Annotated in this window: 18 protein-coding genes; 1 reads left to right on the top strand and 17 read right to left on the bottom strand. The window is 39.5% G+C overall.

Annotated elements, in window-relative coordinates:
* Position 1: 1 nt before the first annotated feature.
* The 12 genes from leuS to QOL44_RS02940 form a co-directional block, all read right to left on the bottom strand.
* Positions 2-2,482 carry a leucine--tRNA ligase gene (leuS, locus tag QOL44_RS02995; protein WP_009061030.1) on the bottom strand — a complete coding sequence of 827 codons (2,481 nt, stop codon included), beginning with the start codon at positions 2,480-2,482 and terminating at the stop codon, positions 2-4.
* A 48-nt stretch (positions 2,483-2,530) separates the two neighbouring features.
* The gene (locus tag QOL44_RS02990; protein ID WP_009061031.1) at positions 2,531-2,872 is read right to left on the bottom strand and encodes a HesB/IscA family protein; all 342 of its coding nucleotides are present in this window, start codon (positions 2,870-2,872) and stop codon (positions 2,531-2,533) included.
* A gap of 11 nt (positions 2,873-2,883) precedes the next feature.
* A complete protein-coding gene (locus QOL44_RS02985; protein WP_009061033.1) occupies positions 2,884-3,579 on the bottom strand; it encodes a phosphorylase family protein in 696 nt (231 codons plus the stop codon).
* A complete protein-coding gene (gene shc / locus QOL44_RS02980) occupies positions 3,576-5,681 on the bottom strand; it encodes a squalene--hopene cyclase (RefSeq protein ID WP_228343275.1) in 2,106 nt (701 codons plus the stop codon). The genes QOL44_RS02985 and shc overlap by 4 nt, the downstream gene beginning before the upstream one ends.
* Before the next feature lie 427 nt (positions 5,682-6,108).
* Positions 6,109-6,999: a dienelactone hydrolase family protein gene (locus tag QOL44_RS02975; protein WP_244230911.1), complete on the bottom strand. Its 891-nt coding sequence runs from the start codon at positions 6,997-6,999 to the stop codon at positions 6,109-6,111.
* Positions 7,000-7,142: 143 nt separating this feature from the next.
* Positions 7,143-8,399: a Glu/Leu/Phe/Val family dehydrogenase gene (locus tag QOL44_RS02970; RefSeq protein ID WP_009061039.1), complete on the bottom strand. Its 1,257-nt coding sequence runs from the start codon at positions 8,397-8,399 to the stop codon at positions 7,143-7,145.
* 26 nt (positions 8,400-8,425) lie between these two features.
* A complete protein-coding gene (locus QOL44_RS02965; protein ID WP_045086953.1) occupies positions 8,426-9,007 on the bottom strand; it encodes an anthranilate synthase component II in 582 nt (193 codons plus the stop codon).
* Between the two features lie 30 nt (positions 9,008-9,037).
* Positions 9,038-10,525 (bottom strand): anthranilate synthase component I, encoded by a 1,488-nt coding sequence (trpE, locus tag QOL44_RS02960; protein WP_009061043.1) that lies wholly within the window; start codon positions 10,523-10,525, stop codon positions 9,038-9,040.
* 161 nt (positions 10,526-10,686) lie between these two features.
* Positions 10,687-11,268 carry an energy transducer TonB family protein gene (locus QOL44_RS02955; RefSeq protein WP_009061045.1) on the bottom strand — a complete coding sequence of 194 codons (582 nt, stop codon included), beginning with the start codon at positions 11,266-11,268 and terminating at the stop codon, positions 10,687-10,689.
* The gene (locus QOL44_RS02950; RefSeq protein ID WP_009061047.1) at positions 11,258-11,704 is read right to left on the bottom strand and encodes an ExbD/TolR family protein; all 447 of its coding nucleotides are present in this window, start codon (positions 11,702-11,704) and stop codon (positions 11,258-11,260) included. The genes QOL44_RS02955 and QOL44_RS02950 overlap by 11 nt, the downstream gene beginning before the upstream one ends.
* A 51-nt stretch (positions 11,705-11,755) precedes the next feature.
* Positions 11,756-12,397, bottom strand: a complete 642-nt coding sequence (locus tag QOL44_RS02945; protein ID WP_009061048.1) for a MotA/TolQ/ExbB proton channel family protein — start codon at positions 12,395-12,397, stop codon at positions 11,756-11,758.
* A gap of 396 nt (positions 12,398-12,793) precedes the next feature.
* Complete coding sequence (locus QOL44_RS02940; RefSeq protein ID WP_266098576.1) at positions 12,794-12,919, bottom strand: hypothetical protein; 126 nt, start codon at positions 12,917-12,919, stop codon at positions 12,794-12,796.
* Positions 12,920-13,212: 293 nt separating this feature from the next.
* Here QOL44_RS02940 and QOL44_RS02935 point away from each other — a divergent pair, with 293 nt between their 5' ends.
* Positions 13,213-14,019 carry an HAD family hydrolase gene (locus tag QOL44_RS02935; RefSeq protein WP_009061051.1) on the top strand — a complete coding sequence of 269 codons (807 nt, stop codon included), beginning with the start codon at positions 13,213-13,215 and terminating at the stop codon, positions 14,017-14,019.
* On the opposite strand, the gene QOL44_RS02930 is transcribed toward QOL44_RS02935, so the two are convergent.
* The 5 genes from QOL44_RS02930 to QOL44_RS02910 all read right to left on the bottom strand — a co-directional run bounded on the left by QOL44_RS02930 (position 13,991) and on the right by QOL44_RS02910 (position 18,768).
* Entirely contained in the window at positions 13,991-15,178 is a 1,188-nt protein-coding gene (locus tag QOL44_RS02930) for a glycosyltransferase family 4 protein (RefSeq protein WP_258042269.1), read from the bottom strand. The genes QOL44_RS02935 and QOL44_RS02930 overlap by 29 nt on opposite strands.
* 4 nt (positions 15,179-15,182) lie before the next feature.
* Positions 15,183-15,929 (bottom strand): class I SAM-dependent methyltransferase, encoded by a 747-nt coding sequence (locus QOL44_RS02925; RefSeq protein ID WP_009061054.1) that lies wholly within the window; start codon positions 15,927-15,929, stop codon positions 15,183-15,185.
* A complete protein-coding gene (locus QOL44_RS02920) occupies positions 15,926-16,690 on the bottom strand; it encodes a class I SAM-dependent methyltransferase (protein WP_009061056.1) in 765 nt (254 codons plus the stop codon). Before QOL44_RS02920 ends, QOL44_RS02925 begins: the two co-directional genes overlap by 4 nt.
* A 56-nt stretch (positions 16,691-16,746) precedes the next feature.
* Positions 16,747-18,105 carry a mechanosensitive ion channel family protein gene (locus tag QOL44_RS02915; protein WP_009061059.1) on the bottom strand — a complete coding sequence of 453 codons (1,359 nt, stop codon included), beginning with the start codon at positions 18,103-18,105 and terminating at the stop codon, positions 16,747-16,749.
* Positions 18,106-18,225: 120 nt separating this feature from the next.
* On the bottom strand, positions 18,226-18,768 hold the full coding sequence (locus tag QOL44_RS02910) for a Slp family lipoprotein (protein ID WP_045086709.1): 543 nt from the start codon (positions 18,766-18,768) through the stop codon (positions 18,226-18,228).
* Positions 18,769-18,837 lie beyond the last annotated feature (69 nt).

Raw genomic sequence — 18,837 nt, 5'->3', positions numbered from 1 at the left:
CTTATTGGCTTTTTAAATTTTTTTCTAGGACAAAATTAAGAAGTTTATCTGGAACATAGATAACTTTTGAAATAGTAGCCTTTTCAAGCCATTTCCCAATTGCCTCAGTCTCCTTTGCTTTTCTTATAACTTCTTCCTTTTCAATCCCTTTTTTGACCATAATCCGACCACGCACTTTCCCGTCGATTTGCACAATTAGTTCTATCTCTTCATCGATTAAATACTTTGGATCATATTTTGGCCAAGGCTCGTAGGCCAAGGAATCCTTATGCCCCATTTTTTGCCATAATTCTTCGCAAATATGTGGAGCAAAAGGAGACAGAAGCAAAAGAAGATCTTCGAGTACTTTTTTCCATCGTTTTTTTTCTTTTGTTAGCTCATTGACAAAGGTCATAAGCTTGGCAATAGCCGTATGAAATTGAAAATTTTCAATGTCTTCAGTGACTCCTGCAATGGTCTGATGCTGTAATCTTAGAATGTGAGTGGGGGCCTCTTCTTCAAGAATATCTTTTCTTAGCATCCACAACCCTTCTCCATCTTCATCCATAAACAGTCTCCATACCCTAGCCAGAAAGCGATGAGGCCCTTCCAATCCCTTAGAAGACCAAGGCTTGCTCTGTTGTAAAGGGCCAAGAAACATTTCGAAAAGACGCAACGTATCCGCTCCATATTCTTGAACGATAGCATCCGGATTAACAATGTTGCCTCTAGATTTTGACATTTTTTGATTATCTTCTCCTAATATCACTCCCTGGTTCACTAATTTATAAAAGGGTTCTGGAGTCGAAACAAGACCGATATCATAGAGAACTTTATGCCAGAACCGGGCATAAAGTAGATGAAGAACTGCATGTTCAGCCCCACCTATATACAAATCCACTCCGTGAGGGTGCATCCAGTATCTTTCCTTTTCAGTTGCAAAAGGGGTTTCTTTGTTGGATGGATCACAATACCGCAAATAATACCAACAAGACCCAGCCCATTGAGGCATTGTGTTCACCTCTCTCTTTAGTCCATTTCCCAATTCTACCCAGTCCTTTTTCCGAGCTAAAGGTGCTATGCCTTCATCTGTAGGAGTAAAATCTTCAAGGTCTGGTAACAACACCGGCAGCTCTTCATCCGGAACTAGAATCGGTGCATTTTCTTTCCATATTATAGGAAAAGGTTCTCCCCAATATCTCTGACGGGAAAAAAGCCAATCTCTTAGTTTGTATTGCACCATTCTTTTCCCAAGTTTTTTCTCCTCCAACCATTGAATGATTTTCTCCTTAGCCTCCTTTGTTGCAAGCCCGGATATAAATCCAGAATGAACTGTTATACCTTCCCCTGTATAACAGTCAGTTTCCTCCTCGATCCTTTCAGCTGTAACGACTTTTTTTATCGGCAGAGAAAAAGTTTTGGCAAAGTCGTAGTCTCTCCGATCATGGGCAGGAACAGCCATGATAGCGCCTGTTCCGTACGTCATTAGCACATAGTCAGAAATCCAAATCGGCAATTTTTCATTTGTAATCGGGTGGATAGCATAGCTTCCAGTCCAAACTCCAGTTTTGTTTTTAGATAACTCCGTTCTTTCTAAATCGGTCTTTAAAGAAGTAGCGGCACAGTATTGTTCCACCAACTCTTTGAACCCGCTCTCTGTCAACTTAGTGACTAATGGATTTTCTGGAGCCAAGACCAAAAAGGTCACCCCAAAAAGCGTATCCGGTCTTGTGGTAAAGACTTCAATTTCAATATCTTTTCCTTCAACAGAAAATTTAACCACTGCCCCTTCACTTTTGCCTATCCAATGGCGCTGCATCTCTTTAATTGATTCCGGCCATTCTACTAATTCCAAGCCTTCAAGCAGCTTCTCAGCATAGGCTGTTATTTTTAAAAACCATTGTCTAAAAGGTTTTTTAATAACAGGATGATTCCCTCTTTCAGACCGTGGACCTTCAGGGGTATGAACAATTTCCTCATTAGCAAGAACTGTTTTAAGCTTTGGACAATACCACACAGGAGCTTCAGCGACATAAGCCAAGCCTTTTTCGAAAAGCCTTTTAAAAATCCACTGCGTCCATTTATAATAAGAGGGATCAGTTGTGTTGATTTCCCTCTTCCAGTCGTATGAAAAACCCATGGACTGAATCTGTCGACGAAAATTATCAATATTTTGTTTGGTTGTTACCGCTGGATGAGTCCCCGTTAAAATGGCATGCTGTTCAGCTGGCAATCCAAAAGCGTCCCAACCCATTGGATGCAGCACATTAAACCCCTTCATTCTTTTATAACGGGCAACGATGTCTGAGGCGGTATAACCTTCAAGATGGCCAACATGAAGACCACTACCAGAAGGATATGGAAACATATCGAGGACATAAAACTTGGGCTTCTCTGAACCCATTTCTCCAGGATCTGCAGCTCTGAAAAGCTCCCTATCGAACCAGTAGTGTTGCCATTTTGGCTCAATAACATCAAAAGGATAAGCTTTTCTTCCTGGCATAGAAAAATGTTTAAAATTTAAAAAATATTAAGAGGAAAAAAACAGAAATTAAACCTGAAAAGAAGAACCACACCCACAAGTCGATTTAGCTTGAGGATTGATGATCCTAAATCCACCTTGGGTTAGACCCTCTTTATAATCAATGGTTGAACCGGCTAATAAATGACTACTTTCTGGATCGATAGCCACAAAAACATCTTCTATTTGTAACCGAATATCCTTTTCCTTGGGTACGGCTAGTTCTAGTAGATATTCATTGCCAGCGCATCCACCTTTTGTAACCGAAAGCCGTAACATATATCCAGGATGAGAATCAGTTAGTTTTTTAATCTTTGAAAGAGCCATTGGGGTAAGGGTAATATTCAACTGTAAAGGAAAAATGCTGTTCATAATATAGTTCCTTATATTTCTAAATTATAAATAAGCGTAAGAATTACCTTGGTCAACTTTCTGCGAATCTTAGGTAAAGTAGAAACAAACTGAAAAAAAGGGACGGTTTCTTTAGGATGGCTCAAAAGATAACGAATAAGAGAGAAGGGTTTGGATTCCCCTTTTTCTGAATCCCAAGAAGACATTATTGCTCCCACTGGTAGTCTATCTCCATACTCATCACTAATAACTCGAATCGAACAAAAAGCCACTCCATGTGCCTGGGCGGTATTATAGACTGCTTCCGTTTCCATATCGACAATTTGAGCAGCGGAAAGTTGCGCCATTTTTGACCTGCTTTCCGGGTCTGCTACAATAACATCAGAACAGACAGTCTTGTATAGAGGCAATCCTTGACCTAAAAGAATAGGACGTAGTTCTTCGGAGAGGTAATTTTCTACCGCGCATACCTCTCCTTTACGGATTGCAGGAACCAAGGCACCAGAATAGCCGGCTAAAATAAATAGGGAAGGTGAAAAATTCCTTAATAAGAGTTCGGCACTTCGGGCAGACTTTCTTTTTCCCATCCCCAATACCATACCACAGATAGTTTTGTGTGCATATTTTCCTAAATAAAAAACATGTCCTTCTACTTCCTTTTTTTCCTTAAGAACATGGTCCAATATCTCCTTCCCTTCATGTTCGATAGCAAATCCAATAGCTATCATACAGCTGAAAGCCTCTTTTCCATGCACCCAAGAGTTGCATCTACCCAATAGGTAGCTCGTTCTTTAGCTTGTTGATATTGCCTATAATACTCCCCAATGACAAGTAGAGGCCATGCATTTCTGTACATATCGTACTTCAAGTAAAAAACGCCAGGGAAACCGGTGCCAGTTAAGAATTCTTCTGCCCAAGATCCATCAGAAAGTTGTCGTTCACATAAATATTTGATTCCTCGTGTAATGCTTGGTCTGAAAATGTCTCCACATGCCATAATGCCACTTATAGCCCAAGCAGTTTGAGAAGCCGTACTCGGTCCTTTCCCTTTGAGCTGAGGATTATCATAAGAGGCTGGAGTTTCTCCCCACCCCCCATCTTCATTCTGACAAGACTCTAGCCAATCCCTAGCCCTTAAAATCCATTCCTGATTCATGTCTTCTCCAATCGCCTGCAATCCTCTTAAGGCCTGCCATGTCCCATAAATATAATTGACTCCCCACCTTCCCATCCAAGAGCCGTCACTTTCTTGAGTTTCTTTTAGATAACGAATCGCTTTTTGTACAAACTTCTCATTTTTTCTAATCCCCATTTTGCCGAATAATTCTAAAGCTCTTGCTGTTATATCTGAACATGGAGGATCAAGTATCGCATTATGATCAGCAAAGGGAATATCTTCTAGCCATTTTTTATAAACGTTTTTATCAAAAGCAGCCCACCCTCCATTCTCACATTGAAAACTGATAACCCATCGTAAAGCTCGCTGCATCACTTCTTCTTTCTTTATCTTATCATCTATATCAATCAATCGCAGGGCCAAAAGCACCATTAGCGTATCATCCACATCTGGATAATACATGTTGTTATATTCGAAAGCCCAACCACTAGCTTCCGGATGGGGATTTCTAACATACCAATCACCTTTGATTCTTATTTCTCTGTTTATTATCCAATGAGCGGCTTTCTTCAGCTGTGGAGCATTTCTTTCATAACCAGATTCAGCCAAAGCCACTAGGCCAATGGCCGTATCCCAAAGGGGAGAAAGGCAGGGTTGTATCCTTAAATCATCGTTTTTCTGATCGTCTACTTCTAACGACTCAAAATCAGTGATAGCCTTTTTTAGGATCGGATTGTCTTCGGTATATCCTAAAGCAATCAAAGCCATGATCGCATAATGCATCGCTGGGAAAATAGCTCCCAGGCCATCGGATCCGGCAGCTATACGCTCTAATATCCATTTTTCAGCTTTTTCTATAGCCATCTTCCTAAACGGCTTCAATGAAGTCTTATCCCAATATTGTAAAAATTTATCACAAGCTAAAAATAAACCTTCTTTAGATAAATATTTTGCCCCTTTCTTTAGCCAGGAAAACTTCCCACGTTCCGTCCCATAGGGGAAGAGCTCATGCAGCTGCAATTTTTCAGGGAGAATTCTTGTCGGCTTAAAATGATGGATAATAGATAGGGGAACAAGCATGGTCCTGCTCCAAGCCGATATTTCATAGAGATTGAAAGGGAACCAATTCGGGAAAAGGATAATTTCTGGGGGGATAACAGGAAGGCGATCCCATGGATAAACCCCTAGAAGGGCTAACCCCAGCTTTGTGTAAGTCATGCACTTAGGTATTCCTCCAAGCCTAAGAATAGTAGAGCGTGCTTTAGCCATTAAAGGTTCATCTGGAGAGAAACCAGCTAATTTAAGGGCAAAGTAGGCTTTGACTGTGGCATTGACTTCACTGGGACCTCCAGGATAAATATTCCACCCGCCATCAGGAAGCTGCCTGTCCAGTATATGCTTTACCAATCGTTTCTGTTTTTTATAATCAATCTTTCCTCTCCAATGCATCAAGTGAATGCAATCGCAAGCGAGCGTCACATCCACAAACAATTCCCCTACCCAATGCCCATCTTCTTTTTGTATAGAAAGAAGATATCTTTGTGCTTTTTTAATCGTCTTTTCCACTTTTTGTGGAAAATTTAAGGTTTCTTCCACTAAAGAAAGGGGGACAGAATGAAGCTTTTTATTGTCCCCAACCTCATTTTCCTTTTTTAAAAAAAGCCTTCCTGAATGCATGGAATGTTGGATAACTGTTCTTTTTGTTCGGGTCAATACGAAAAATTTGTACTAGATAACAAAAACCATTGTGACCAGGTAAACATAAAAGCATTTAAAAGTTTTGGCTAAATTCCTTTGACTTGCCTATGAAGTGTATCCAAAATCCAAACAGGCAGTAGTCCTCAGAGTCTCTCATAGTTCTTAGGTCAGATATAGGAAAGAGTCTTTTCTTGTCTACCCCAATTTTCCGATAACTTAATGAATTATGATTGGGGAAAAAATCCCTGTTAAAGGATACCAAAGAATAGGAAATTAGCTTGAATGCTTGCAGTGTTGTGTCTTCCAGAGGAAAAGCTGAATAACAATAGTAACCATTGTCACAACCAGCTCTTAAGCCAAGGGGGATATCGACTATCTAAAGTAAAAATCCCAGAAAGCAGAGGCTATCCGGTGCTCCCCAGAGTTTTTTAAGCCCTCTACATTAATCTTTGCTATGGATAATCCTATCCAGGAATCCTGTCTCTTTTTTAATGGCATTAAATTCTTTTTCTAAAAAATTGATTGAAATATTCCACGCCGCTTCGGCAGTGGTAGGATCGTAATTTGCACTTGCAGGATCAGCAAAGCCATGTTGAGCTTCAAAACTGTAAAATGAGAGTGGTTTTTTTTCCTCCTCCATAGCATTGACAAAATGAATGATTTTTTCTTTCGAAACCGTTTGATCCTTTTCAGCATAAAAGTAGCACACTGGGACTCGAAGTTTGGAAAGTTTTCTTTTTTCAAGATTCACTTCTCCGTAGTAAATGACTACAGCGTTTATTCCTTTTACATTGATCGCCGCTTCTAATGTGTATTCCCCACCGATATCCCATCCAACCACTCCTACCTTTGTCGTGTGAAATCTAGGACTTTCATGAAGAAACCGGACAGCAGCTGCTATAACGTTCAAAGCAGATTCTTCCCTAACAAATCTTCTTAAATCAGCAGCAGAGGAGCTATCCTTCGGAACAATACCGTTAAAAAGATCCACAACTAAAGCCACATACCCATCTTTTGAAAAATGGTCTGCGAGGAATTTTATGCCTTGACTTAACCCCCAAATCCCTGGGACAAGTACCACACCCCCTTTGGGCTCTTGATCTGGAATCGAAAGATAGCCCACATCATCAGATCCAAAATCCGTTAGTTTCACCATCGCACCACGCAACACAGGCTCGGCAGGTTGGGATACGGAAGCTTCCCCTCCCCCAGAATTCCTTACATAATTATTCGCCGACTGGGTCTTAGCTTCGTTATTTAGAGCCTCTTGGCTTACTCCCTGTGGCATTGCCAACAAAGAAAAAAGCAAAAAACAAAACAAAGCGTGGATCATCTTGCTTGTTTTCAAAATATTCAATCGAGCCATATACGAAAGAGGAGCAAAAGAAAAGTGTAGCATCGAAAGCTAGAAGTTGTAGGACAATTCTCTCAATCGCCTATTTAAAAAACAGTTCGAATTCCCAATGTGAATTGAGTCTAAGGGAAAACCCCACGCATCTCTTTAGCTTCAGCTACTTTTTTAATGCCTAGGGACAGAGCTGCTATTCTTGTGGAGACTTTTCTTTCATGAGAAAATTTCATAATAGAATGCAACGTTGCAGAGAGAATTCGATAGAGAGCATCAAAAACTTCTCTTTCCGACCAAAAATAGCTTTGCATATCTTGTACCCATTCAAAATAACTCACAATTACACCTCCTGAATTGCACAAAATATCCGGTATGACAAAGATATCCTTTCTTTCTTCCAATATTTTATCAGCTTCTGGTGTTGTCGGACCATTTGCTCCTTCAGCTAATATACGGCATTGTAATTTTTCAGCATTTTTTTTGGTTATCACTCTTTCTTTGGCTGCTGGGATTAACACATCACAGCGTTGGCAAAGCAAATCGAAACCATCAATTGGATCCGCTTCCGGAAATCCTGCCAACATGCCTGTTTTTTCTTTATAGGCACACAGATGGGCACAATTTATTCCTTTAGGATTATAAAGCGCCCCACTTAAATCAGAAACACCGATGAGGACCGCTCCTTGCTCAACTAGTTGTCTAACACTAACGGATCCCACATTGCCAAAACCTTGGACAATGATCCGAAGAGGATTAGGCATTTTTAAAATTTCGCTCACTTTTTTGACAAGAAAAGCCACTCCTCTTCCTGTAGCTTCTCTTCTTCCAAGGGACCCACCAATTGTCACCGGTTTGCCGGTAACAACCCCAGGGGCTGTATATCCTACCTGCATTGAATATGTATCCATCATCCATGCCATTATTTGTTCATTCGTTCCAATGTCCGGTGCGGGAATATCTTTCTGTGGGCCAATAAAAGGGATCAGCTCTTGCGTATATCTTCTAGTCAAACCTTCGAGTTCTTTTTTGCTCATTTCGCTTGGCTTACAGGCTACTCCGCCTTTGGCTCCACCAAAGGGCAAACCAACTAAGGCGCATTTCCAGCTCATCCACATTGCTAAAGCCGATATTTCTCCTAACGTGACGTCGGGATCAAACCGTATGCCTCCTTTTGTTGGACCTAAAGCAAGATGATGTTGCACCCTATAGCCTACAAACATGCGAATAGTTCCATTGTCCATTTTAACTGGAAAGCTAACAGTAAGAGATCGTTGAGGCCATTTGATGATTTCTCTAGTCTTTTCTGGTAACCCTAAAAAACTGGCAACTCTATGGAACTGCTCACAGGCCATTGCAAAAGTAGGATCGGAAAGAAGAAATTCCATGATCTTTCTAAGATTAAAATGAGAAATTAAAAAATATGTTGTTTTCTAATGGATAAAAAGTTTTTTAAAATTCTTTTTCCTTCTCTTGTCAAAATGGATTCTGGATGAAATTGAACTCCAAATACAGGATATTTTTCATGAGATAAGCCCATCACTTCATCATCTTCTGTCCAGGCAGTAATGTGAAGACAAGATGGTATACTCTCTTTTTCTACAATCAATGAATGGTATCGGGTGGCTTCAAATGGATTAGGCAAACTCCAAAAAATCCCCTCTCCGTTATGATGAATGAAAGAGGTTTTCCCATGCATTAGTTTCTTAGCCCTTACTACCTTTGCGCCATACACATGCCCAATGCATTGATGCCCTAGACAGACCCCAAGAATAGGAATAAATGGACCTAATCGATCAATAATCTCACAAGATATTCCTGCATCGGCAGGACCTTTAGGACCAGGCGATATGACAATAAACTGGGGAGAAAGGGCTGCGACTGCTTCTACGCTGATCTGATCATTTCTATAAACGGTCGGCTCGATCCCAAGCTCTCCAAAATACTGTACAAGATTGTAAGTAAACGAATCGTAGTTATCGATGACAAGAAGCATAAAATCCAAGGCTTCTAAAGACATCCTATCCTACAGAAAAGACTCTACTAAAGCAAGGGCTTTCATACCCGCTTTTGCTTTATTCGAAGATTCAAGGTATTCCCCAATAGGAGTACTATCTGCAACTAGACCGCCTCCAGCTTGAAGATACGCATACCCATTTTTTATCAAAATGGTTCTAATGGCTATACAGCTGTCCAAATAGCCAGAAAAGCTTAAACATCCCACAATGCCCGCATAAGGTCCTCTGCAAGTAGGTTCTAATTGAGATATGATTTGCATGGCCCTGACTTTAGGTGCTCCTGTTACAGTTCCTGCAGGAAAGGTTGCCTCTAAAACGTCAAAAGGAGATATTCCTTCGCGAGCTATTCCTTCAACAGAAGAAACCATATGGATCACATGACTGTATTTTTCAATAACCATAAGTTCTTTGACAATGATCGAATTAAAAGCACAGACCCTTCCAATATCATTGCGAGCTAAATCAACAAGCATGATATGCTCGGCTTTTTCCTTCGGGTCATTTATGAGCTCCTCAACAATCTTTGCTTCTTCTTCAGGAGAATTTTGTCCCCTAGGCCTTGTTCCGGCAATAGGTCTCACATAGACTTTCCGCTTGTCAAACCGAACATGGACTTCTGGAGAGGAACCTACTAAAGAAAAATCCTTAAATTTTAAGCAAAACATATAAGGAGAAGGATTAATTAATCTTAAGGCTCTATAAACATCTATAGGATCCCTTTTACATGGGGTATGCCATCTTTGGGAAGGGACGACCTGAAAAATATCTCCGGCCCTAATATATTCCTGCATTTTTTCAGTCATCGAAATGTATTCTTCCTTTGTCATATTGACTTCTAGTGGCAGTTCATATCCACAGTCCGGATTCTTCAAAAAAAGAGGGTGATATAACAGTTTGGAGAGAGCCTCTTGGAGATCGTCTAATTTTCTCTTTACTTTTTCATAGGCATCCAAGGGATTGTTTTCGATTATGGCATTGGCAATAAGAAACATTCTTCTTTCTTGATGATCAAAAATGATTAATGTGTCGGCTAGAAGAAAACAAAGATCAGGAACTCCTAAGTCGTCTTTTCGAGCTCTCGGAACCGATGGCTCAAAAAAGTGAACCATTTCGTATCCCAAATAACCCACTAGTCCCCCAAAAAAATCTGGCAGTTGAGGAATAGGGAACGCCTTGTAAGGCTCCATCATTTTTTTTAGTTCGTTTAACGGATTGGAATCGGTCCAAAATTCCACTTTTTTCCCGTCTCGATATTCTATGGTGATCTTTCTGCCATAAGCACTAATGATAAAATAGGGATCAGCGCCAAGATAGGAATAACGTCCAAATTTTCCACGGTCAGCAGATTCAAAAAGGAAAGAGTATCGAGAAGCATATGAAATTTTAAGATAAGCCGAAACTGGGGTGTCTAGATCGGCTATGATTTCTCTTACTAACGGGATAACATTGGCAGTAGCTGCAATCTGAAGAAACTCCTTGAGGGGCGGGAAATCCATATACAGGATACTTTGGTAGAAAAGTCGGATAAGACAACCAAAAAAAAATTTTTGAAAACCTAAATGCTAGATTTTCTCGAGACAAAAGCAAATAGCCTTTTAGGAAGTAAGAAACAATGCAAGCAGAAAAGAGGCTTTTTTATTCTAAAGAATTCTTTCCATCAATTGATCTTGAAACGAATAGGGATATCTACATCAACATCGATAGGGAGTCCAAGCATCGTGGGTGGTTTAAATCTCCAGAATTTTTTTACTGTATTTTCTGCTGCCTGATCTAATTCTGGATAACCAGAAGATTTACCAATTGTTACTGAAGTTGGATAACCAGAAGAGGAAACATGCACTCGTAAAATAACCAACCCTTGATGCCCTGCGGCTTTTGCCGCTGCGGGATAGGCTGGGGCAGGATTCCTAAGATATCCAGGCATCGTCATTTTGCCTGCTGGTGTTTTAGTAGCTTGAGGTATGCCCTTTGGCTTTTGAACCGCTTTAGGCTTTGGAGGAGGCTGTACTACAGGTTTGGGCGCTTCCTGAGGCTGCGCCATCTCTTCTGGAATCGGAGTGGGAACCGGTTCTGGAGGAATGGGTGTTTCTGGAACATTTATAAGATCAACATCCACAGTGGCTTCCCCAGCAGTAATTCCATATTCCACTTTTTGAATAAAAAAATACCCAACAATAAAAAGAAGGGTCGCATGGATCAACAAAGATAAGAAGTATCCAATATAATCGTTACGTTCCATTGGCTAATCCGCTTTTTTGAGTTTGAGATTGAGGTTTGGTTGTCTGAATGGCTATCTTATTGATCCCAATTTTTCGAGCCTCATCAATTATCTTGACTACTAGCTCAAAAGAAGCGTTAGGTTCTCCTGTTACGAATATTTTGGGATCTGGATTAGAAGTTTTAATCTGATTCAACTTCGACGTTAACTCTTGAGAAAGCACTTTTTCTTTGTCAAAAAGAAAATTGCCCTCTTCGAGCACTTTGACAGTTATCTGATCAGGCGGGGGTTGAGAAACAGCCGTGGTGCTTTTGGGAAGTTTAATCTGGATAGTCTCGTTTTTGACCATCGTCAAAGAAACGATCATAAAGGTTGCTAACAGGAAAAACATCACATCAATAAAAGGGATGATTTCTAACCTAGGACGATGTTTTTCAGTCTGGACATGAATTTTCATCTCTATACACTCCTTTAGTTTGCCAATTTTCTCTGGCTCCCTGCTTCCTTTTTATCGAACCATTTCCATATCCAACCTTTGATTATTCACTTTAAGCGACTTTTTGAGTATCATTTCAAGCCTCGTACAATAGCCTTCTATTTCTCTTCTGACTTTTTCAGTGCGCGCATTGAAAAAATTCAATGGAATAATGGCAATAATTGCGATGGCCAAACCAAAGCTCACCGCGATGAGAGATTCGGCTACGCCTCCGGTGATTGCCGCTTGTTTGCCTGCTATTTCTCCAGTACCAACAATACTAAAAGCATGCATCATCCCCGTTACCGTCCCCAGCAGTCCTAAAAGAGGTCCAAGGGTTACAGCCGTATCAAGAATCACAAGCCCACGAGAATACTTCTCTATCTGAGCGCTAGCCGCTTCTATCATTGCATCCACAGGCATGCTATTTCTATGCCTTAAGCCTTCCACCAGCACTTGCGCCACAACATATTTTGATTTTTCACCTATCGCTATAGCTTCTTCGTACTTTCCCTTTTCAGTCAGTTCAAAGATCTTTTGTATAAGTTTCGGATTCCTTACGCTCTGTTCGGCAAGATAGAAAAAAACCCTTTCCAATAGCGCTGCTAAAGTCACTAGTCCAAGGATTAATATCGGCCACATCACAGGGCCACCCTTGAAAAAAAACTCAATCATATAAATACCTTTTCTAATAGTTCCTTATTAAAAATATACTACCCAAAATCCTTTTATTCGCTCTATTTGACTAAGAACAAGCAAGATTTTGAATAATCGTTCAGCAAGTTTAATGAAAAATAACACAAAATCATGAAACTTTATGTGAATTTATTATGGCAAATATGTGGAGATATTGTTACGAAAATGATATTTATAATTTATTTGTTATTAAAAAGTTATTAAATAACTTATAAAAAAATAAAAAATTATATAAGAAAAAAGATTTTATAATCTATTTCATATATTTTTTGATTTTTTTAATAAATCATTTTTCCAGATTTACTCCTGTAAAGCTTTAGTCATCTAAATTTTCTTTATCCAGACACAGAAGCACTGCCTCCTGTTTCTGCCAGCTTATCCGAATCCATCGGTGGAGTTGGACATCACAATATCAAGGGTTTTTCCATTTAGAAAGCAATCTGGATCACCAACCCATGGGAGAACAAAAGCTACAGAGGGTAAGAGTTGATTGGCATCCATTGTTTACATATCCCTTACGACTATCTTCGTACGATCTAGATCCCAAGCTGCCCAAACCACCCAATAAAGCACATTGAGAATTCGAAAATAGAAAATACTCTCACTTAGGGCTATCTACGAGCCTTTCAAGGCAATTATTCTCTAAAAACAAGTGAATTTCTTTGAAACTTTTTTTAAACATAGCAATATAGTATGCAAACCACTCTGCTATTTTTTTTTTTGGCAAAAATGCCTATGAATTAGGGATGGACAATTGGGCTGAACAACAATCAACCACATAAAGAAAAAACAGTGTGAGAACTCCATTTCTTTTTTGTACTGATTTCGATGGCACACTCCTTTCTGTTGGAGAGGAAAGAAAAATTGCCACAGAGTTTTATGAATTGCTCCATAAGAAAAAAAAGCAGGATACTTTTGTATGGGTAATCAATACAGGAAGAAGCTGGGAAAGTCTTTTTGAAGAATTGAACAGGCTCCAAATCCCCTTTTTACCAGATTGGGTTGTTCTTTACGAAAAAGAAATATTTAAAGTCCAAGGCCTTCAGATTTTTCCTCACGAAGAGTGGAATCTCAAATGCAGAAACTCACATAAAATTTTATTTGATTCCATAGGGTTTTTCTTTGAAGAACTTGCCAACTACTTAATTCTTCATACAAAGGCCACAATTCATAGTTCATCGTGGTCGCCTATTGAAGTTGAAGCTTCCAGTAACCAGGAGGCTGATCAGATCTCTTTGTATATAGATCAAAAACTGCAAAATATGCCTTTTTTAACTTACCACCGCAATTTTGTTTATTTTCGTTTTGCCCACAAAGACTTTCATAAGGGATCGGCTTTGAAGCAGATCCAGCGGCTTCTGGGAATAAGTCCTAAAAATTCCATGGCTTGCGGTGACCATTTCAATGATTTACCCATGCTTGAAATACAATTGGCCTCACATTTGGCCTGTCCTGCAAATGCTGTGAAGGAAGTAAAAGAAAAGGTTATCAAGCAAGGTGGTTATGTAGCCAAAAAAGAAGCTTCTTTAGGAATTACCGAAGCCTTATTGAAGATAGAAGAAAAATTTGATTTTAGTCCATGCTCAATCCAACGTTCCTGATGATCCGATCAGATTGCTGAACAAGCTTTTTTTCTTTTAAAACTAAAGAATAAATACGTAGTGTTGCCTCTGCAACTTTGCTCCAATCGTACTTTTTTGCTGTTTCGCGAGCATTATGCCCCATTGTTTTTCTTACCAACGGATCAGAAAGTTTGCTATAAGCCATCGCTATTTCTTGTGGATCTTCTGCATTGACAATCTTCAGAGCATTGACCCCTTCTATTGCAACATCCCATGCTCCAATATCAGCTGATAAAATAACTGGCAGAGCCGAGGCCATAGCTTCTAAGACCACCATCCCAAAACTCTCAAATTGAGAAAGAAGAATAAGAAAATCAGCAGCTTTATAAAAATTTTCGATTTCCTCAGAAACCAAGCCTATGAACCCTACCTGATTGGCAATTCCTTTTGCCCTCAAAAAAGAGCCCATCGCTTCGTGATCCCCTCTCCCAACGACTAAAAGATTGATTATCAGCCCTTTTTTTTTTGCTTCAGCTATACCAAGACAGATTTGAGGCAATCCTTTCAGTTTCCAGTTATTTCCAACAAATAGCCCAAGAAGATGCTGCGGGTGCCATCCAAATCTATTCAATATTTTCTCTCTCAGTTCAGCTCTATCCCTATCCTGACAAAACCGATCGAACTCCACCCCGGGGCTTACGACTTGCACCTTTGAGAGAAGATCCGGATAATACTGAGCGAAAGCAGTTTTGGCACGCTGAGAATTAGGTAAAATCCAAGAAAGGGTCTTAGAATAGAGTGTTTTTTTTTCAAGCCATCGAATCAAATGGTTATAGGGAGAAAGCATATTTTTTTTCTGAATTTCTTTTACCCAGAACAAATGTGGCACTCCAAAAGTAATGACATCACAGTTAGCAACCAAATCATGGCAATGAACAAGGTCGTATTTTCCATTCTGAACCATTTGATGTGCATTCCAACAGAAAGACAACCGAGTAGAGCATCGACCGATTTTCAAAATAGGCACTTTATGACAAATAATCCTGGGATTAGTTTCTTTCCATCGAGCAGCAAAAAGATTCACTTCAATAAAAGGAAGACGGCTGATTCGTTCTGTGACCTGCCATACAAATCGCTCGGCTCCTCCCTCATATCCATATTCCATTGTAACGATTGCTATTCGCAAGGGGTTCATCATTACGTTATCTATCATAAAGCTTCATACCCGTAGCAATAACCGTTCGTCCAAGCATTAAGTCGAGCGTATTGACAAGAGTGACATAGGGGAGGTTTTCTTTTTGAATAGTCCGGTACTTAGCTTGTTCTTTAAAAAATGAAATGGCTCCAAAGAATTTAATCGGCAGATAAAAGAAGGAAAGAGCAATCATCGATGACCTTTGGTATTTATCTACGGAAATTTCTATCTTGGAAAATCCAGCTTCATGGAGGCCATGAACAAGATAGAAAAAGTGGACTGGGCTTATATGCCCATCAGTATCTTCCCTTTGGATGCGATCGAATGGCAAAGGGCCAAAGAGGTTCCAAAAACCAAATGAAAAAAAACGCATCCGTGATTTGAGATTCACCAAATTTGGTGTAGAAATCACTACTAATCCTTGTGGCTTTAAAACTCTGTACATTTCTTGGAGAAGCTTCCGATAATTATTGAGATGTTCAACCACCTCTGTACAAGTGATGATATCAAAAGAATTATCAGAATAAGGCAAGGGATCTGTATTGAGATCTACAACCTCGACTTTTTGATTTTTTACTTCCATCCATTTATCGGTGTAATCACAAGCAAATGTCGACAAATCCCATTTTTCTTTGACCAATCGTATTAATTCTCCTTTGCCACTCCCAATATCCAAAAGCTGTTTCTTTGAAGAGAGATCTATCCTTTGCTCTATTTTCTTAATTACAGAATTGTAAATTGAATAGGTACTCATATTTCGTTTTTGAAGAGCTTTTTAGAAACACTAATCAAACTGCTCCCTCCAAACATAACTGGGAATGACTCATTGTCGTCCATACAATACTTCTTTCTTCTACTAGCAGGTTGCAGTCTGCCATAAAGCCAAATAAGCAATCCTAAGGGCCAAAGAAAAAGGAGCTGTCTCCATTTGATCTTGTCTTTTTCCAGAAAAAGCGGTTTTAACTCATTCCATTCAAGAATCTGTTTCATTTCGACCCAAGTCATAAGATTTTGGTGGTCAAAACCACTCCCTTTTTCTTTGAATTCGTTTGGCGAAATGAACCGATAAAAACTTCCACGGAAGAAGTAATTAAGTCTTTCTTCAAGATTGCAAATATTAGGAGTGGAAAGAATGAAATAGCCTCCCTGACGAAGCACCCGTGAAATTTCACGAATAAACTGAAATGGATTTTCAAGGTGCTCGATTCCCTCTAAAGAAACCGCAAGATCGAAAAATTCATCTTCAAAAGGAATTGAATCGTTTAAATCAGCCTTTTTACGGATAACATAGGATTGGACCGGCTCAGATTGTTCTAAATCGATATCCACTCCAAAAACCTGGTATCCATTCTGATGTAAAATAACACTTAAGGCTCCAGGCCCCATTGGCACATCAAGTACTTTCGACCCTTTAGCCAGGTTCAATTTTCCAATCAACGAAATGACCGCTTGATGAATTTCTTCCCTTGCTCTTGGCTTTGGAAGCCCCTGATTAGCAGACAGCCGACTATACATAAACGCCTTATCTTAGTTCTATTGATGCAGTTCTAAAACAACTAAAAATGATATTTTTACTTCTTTTTCTCTGTTGTCTCACAGCTTCCCATGGAATCCTGAGGAGTCCAGTGGTTAACATAATCCAGTCGGTATTTGGGCAAACTTTGAGGAAAAGTTTGTTGAAGATAGCCGATCATTTTTTCTCGAACCAAGCAGCGGAGATCCCAAAGTTTTGAAGAATTTTCGGCGCTCAAAAGAATCCGCACTTCCATGGCTTTGTCCGTTGCCTCAGTGACTTGGATAGTCGCGACTTTTTGGTCCCAGAGTGGACAGGAAGAAAGAATCTCTTGAAGTTGTTTTCGTAACGAATCAACGGGAATAGAATAATCAACATAAATATACACTGTGCCCATGATTTCTGATGAATGCCGAGTCCAATTCTCGAAGAAATTCGAAGTAAAATAGCTGATGGGAAGAACGAGCCTGCGATGATCCCATACGTGGACGACGACATAAGTAAGAGTAATTTCTTCAATGGTGCCCCAATATCCCTGGACTACGACAATATCTCCAAGCCTAATCGGTTGGGTGATAGCTAATTGAATGCCTGCAAAAATATTCGAAAAAATGTGTTGGGCAGCAAATCCAACGACAATACCTATAACACCGGCTGAAGCCAGCATACTTGTCCCTATATGTCTGACTTCTGGGAATAGCATCAAAATGGAGGAAACGGCAAATAGAATGATAAAAAAATAGAGAATTCTCTCAATGACTTTGACCTGGGTATAAACTTTCCTCTTTGTAAAATCATTCTCTGCTTTTTTCCACCTATGAATAATAAATTCTCCACCAATAGCAACTGACTCAAAAAAAAAGTAAGCTAAAAGAACAATGAGTAGAATTTCAAAGATCTTATTTAAAACTACTCTTATTTCTGAACGAAAAGGATAGATTTCTAAGGCCCCTGATATTCCAATAACAGGAATCACAATGTAGAGCATACGAGCTAGACGAGTAGCCAAGATATTTCTAAATTGTTCTCTATTGCTAAACTTCTGTTTGACTATTTCCAAATTAGTTTTAGCCAGACGAAACAAAAACCACCAGAAAGCAAAATACCAAACGAAAGACAATCCCCAGAAAAGGTCAATAAAAGAAATGGTGACTGAAAAGCGTTCTTCTACATAGATAGTTGCGAAAATCGCCACCACAATGGAGACCGTAAAAAGAATAGCTATCCAAAGAGGAAGCCATAAACTTTGAAGAAAGACTTTAAGATAACTAAGGGGTCTTTGAGATGGATCGATGGTAAGTTTTTTTTCTATAAAATGCCGGATTGGCCTACTTAGTAAATAGAAAAGAATTGTTGCCAATGCGACAAAGCCGAACTGACCCAACGGATACAGTAGGGAAAAATCAAAACTGAACATTGATTTTATTTCTCCTTTTTTTTAGGGATACCAAAATGAAATTCGACTGAAATTTTGAAAACGACCGGTGTCTTATTTGAAGACATAGCATTAATCGCAATAAATGACAATAACCCAATTTTACCACCAGTATGCCCCCGGTCCCCAACCCCAAGCATGCAGATTGCCTTCTGGCTGATCATACCAGTTAGTGGAATTTTTCCCATAAGTCATCGGTTCTTTCCAGGGAGAGATCCGTTTTGTGCGAATAAGAGGAAACAAGGATCCTTCTTCAGGGATGATTCCATGAGCACTACCTTCTACAATACCAGTTAAAGTAACTACTGTTCCAACAGAAAAAAAAGTAGGATCGATTTCTTGAGAAACTTCGGCTATAAATCTACCTTCTGATGGGAAATCGACTGCTGGTTTGCCACTCTCATCCAATGGAAGTTCTATAATTTCTAGATTGGTTTTTTTGCCACTTTTCTTAATGGCTGCCACCGTTCCCCCAAGGAAAACCTCTTTGCCTTTGTATCTTTTAGGGCGTGCAGTGAGATTTAAAAAAGAAGGCTGCTTTTTCAAACGTTCCATTTTGACGTTTGTAAAAGGCGCACAGCCTGAAAAGAAACATACAAAACCACTAAAAATAACTAAGAAAAAGACTTTTATATTTTTACACAAACAAATTCTAGCTTTAGACGAAACTATATTTCTAGAGAAAAAAAATTCAATCTATGAATATAATATTTT

It is taken from the genome of Candidatus Methylacidiphilum fumarolicum, from assembly GCF_949774925.1.
GTDB lineage: Bacteria > Verrucomicrobiota > Verrucomicrobiia > Methylacidiphilales > Methylacidiphilaceae > Methylacidiphilum > Methylacidiphilum fumarolicum.
This window is presented reverse-complemented; position numbering and strand designations above follow the sequence as displayed.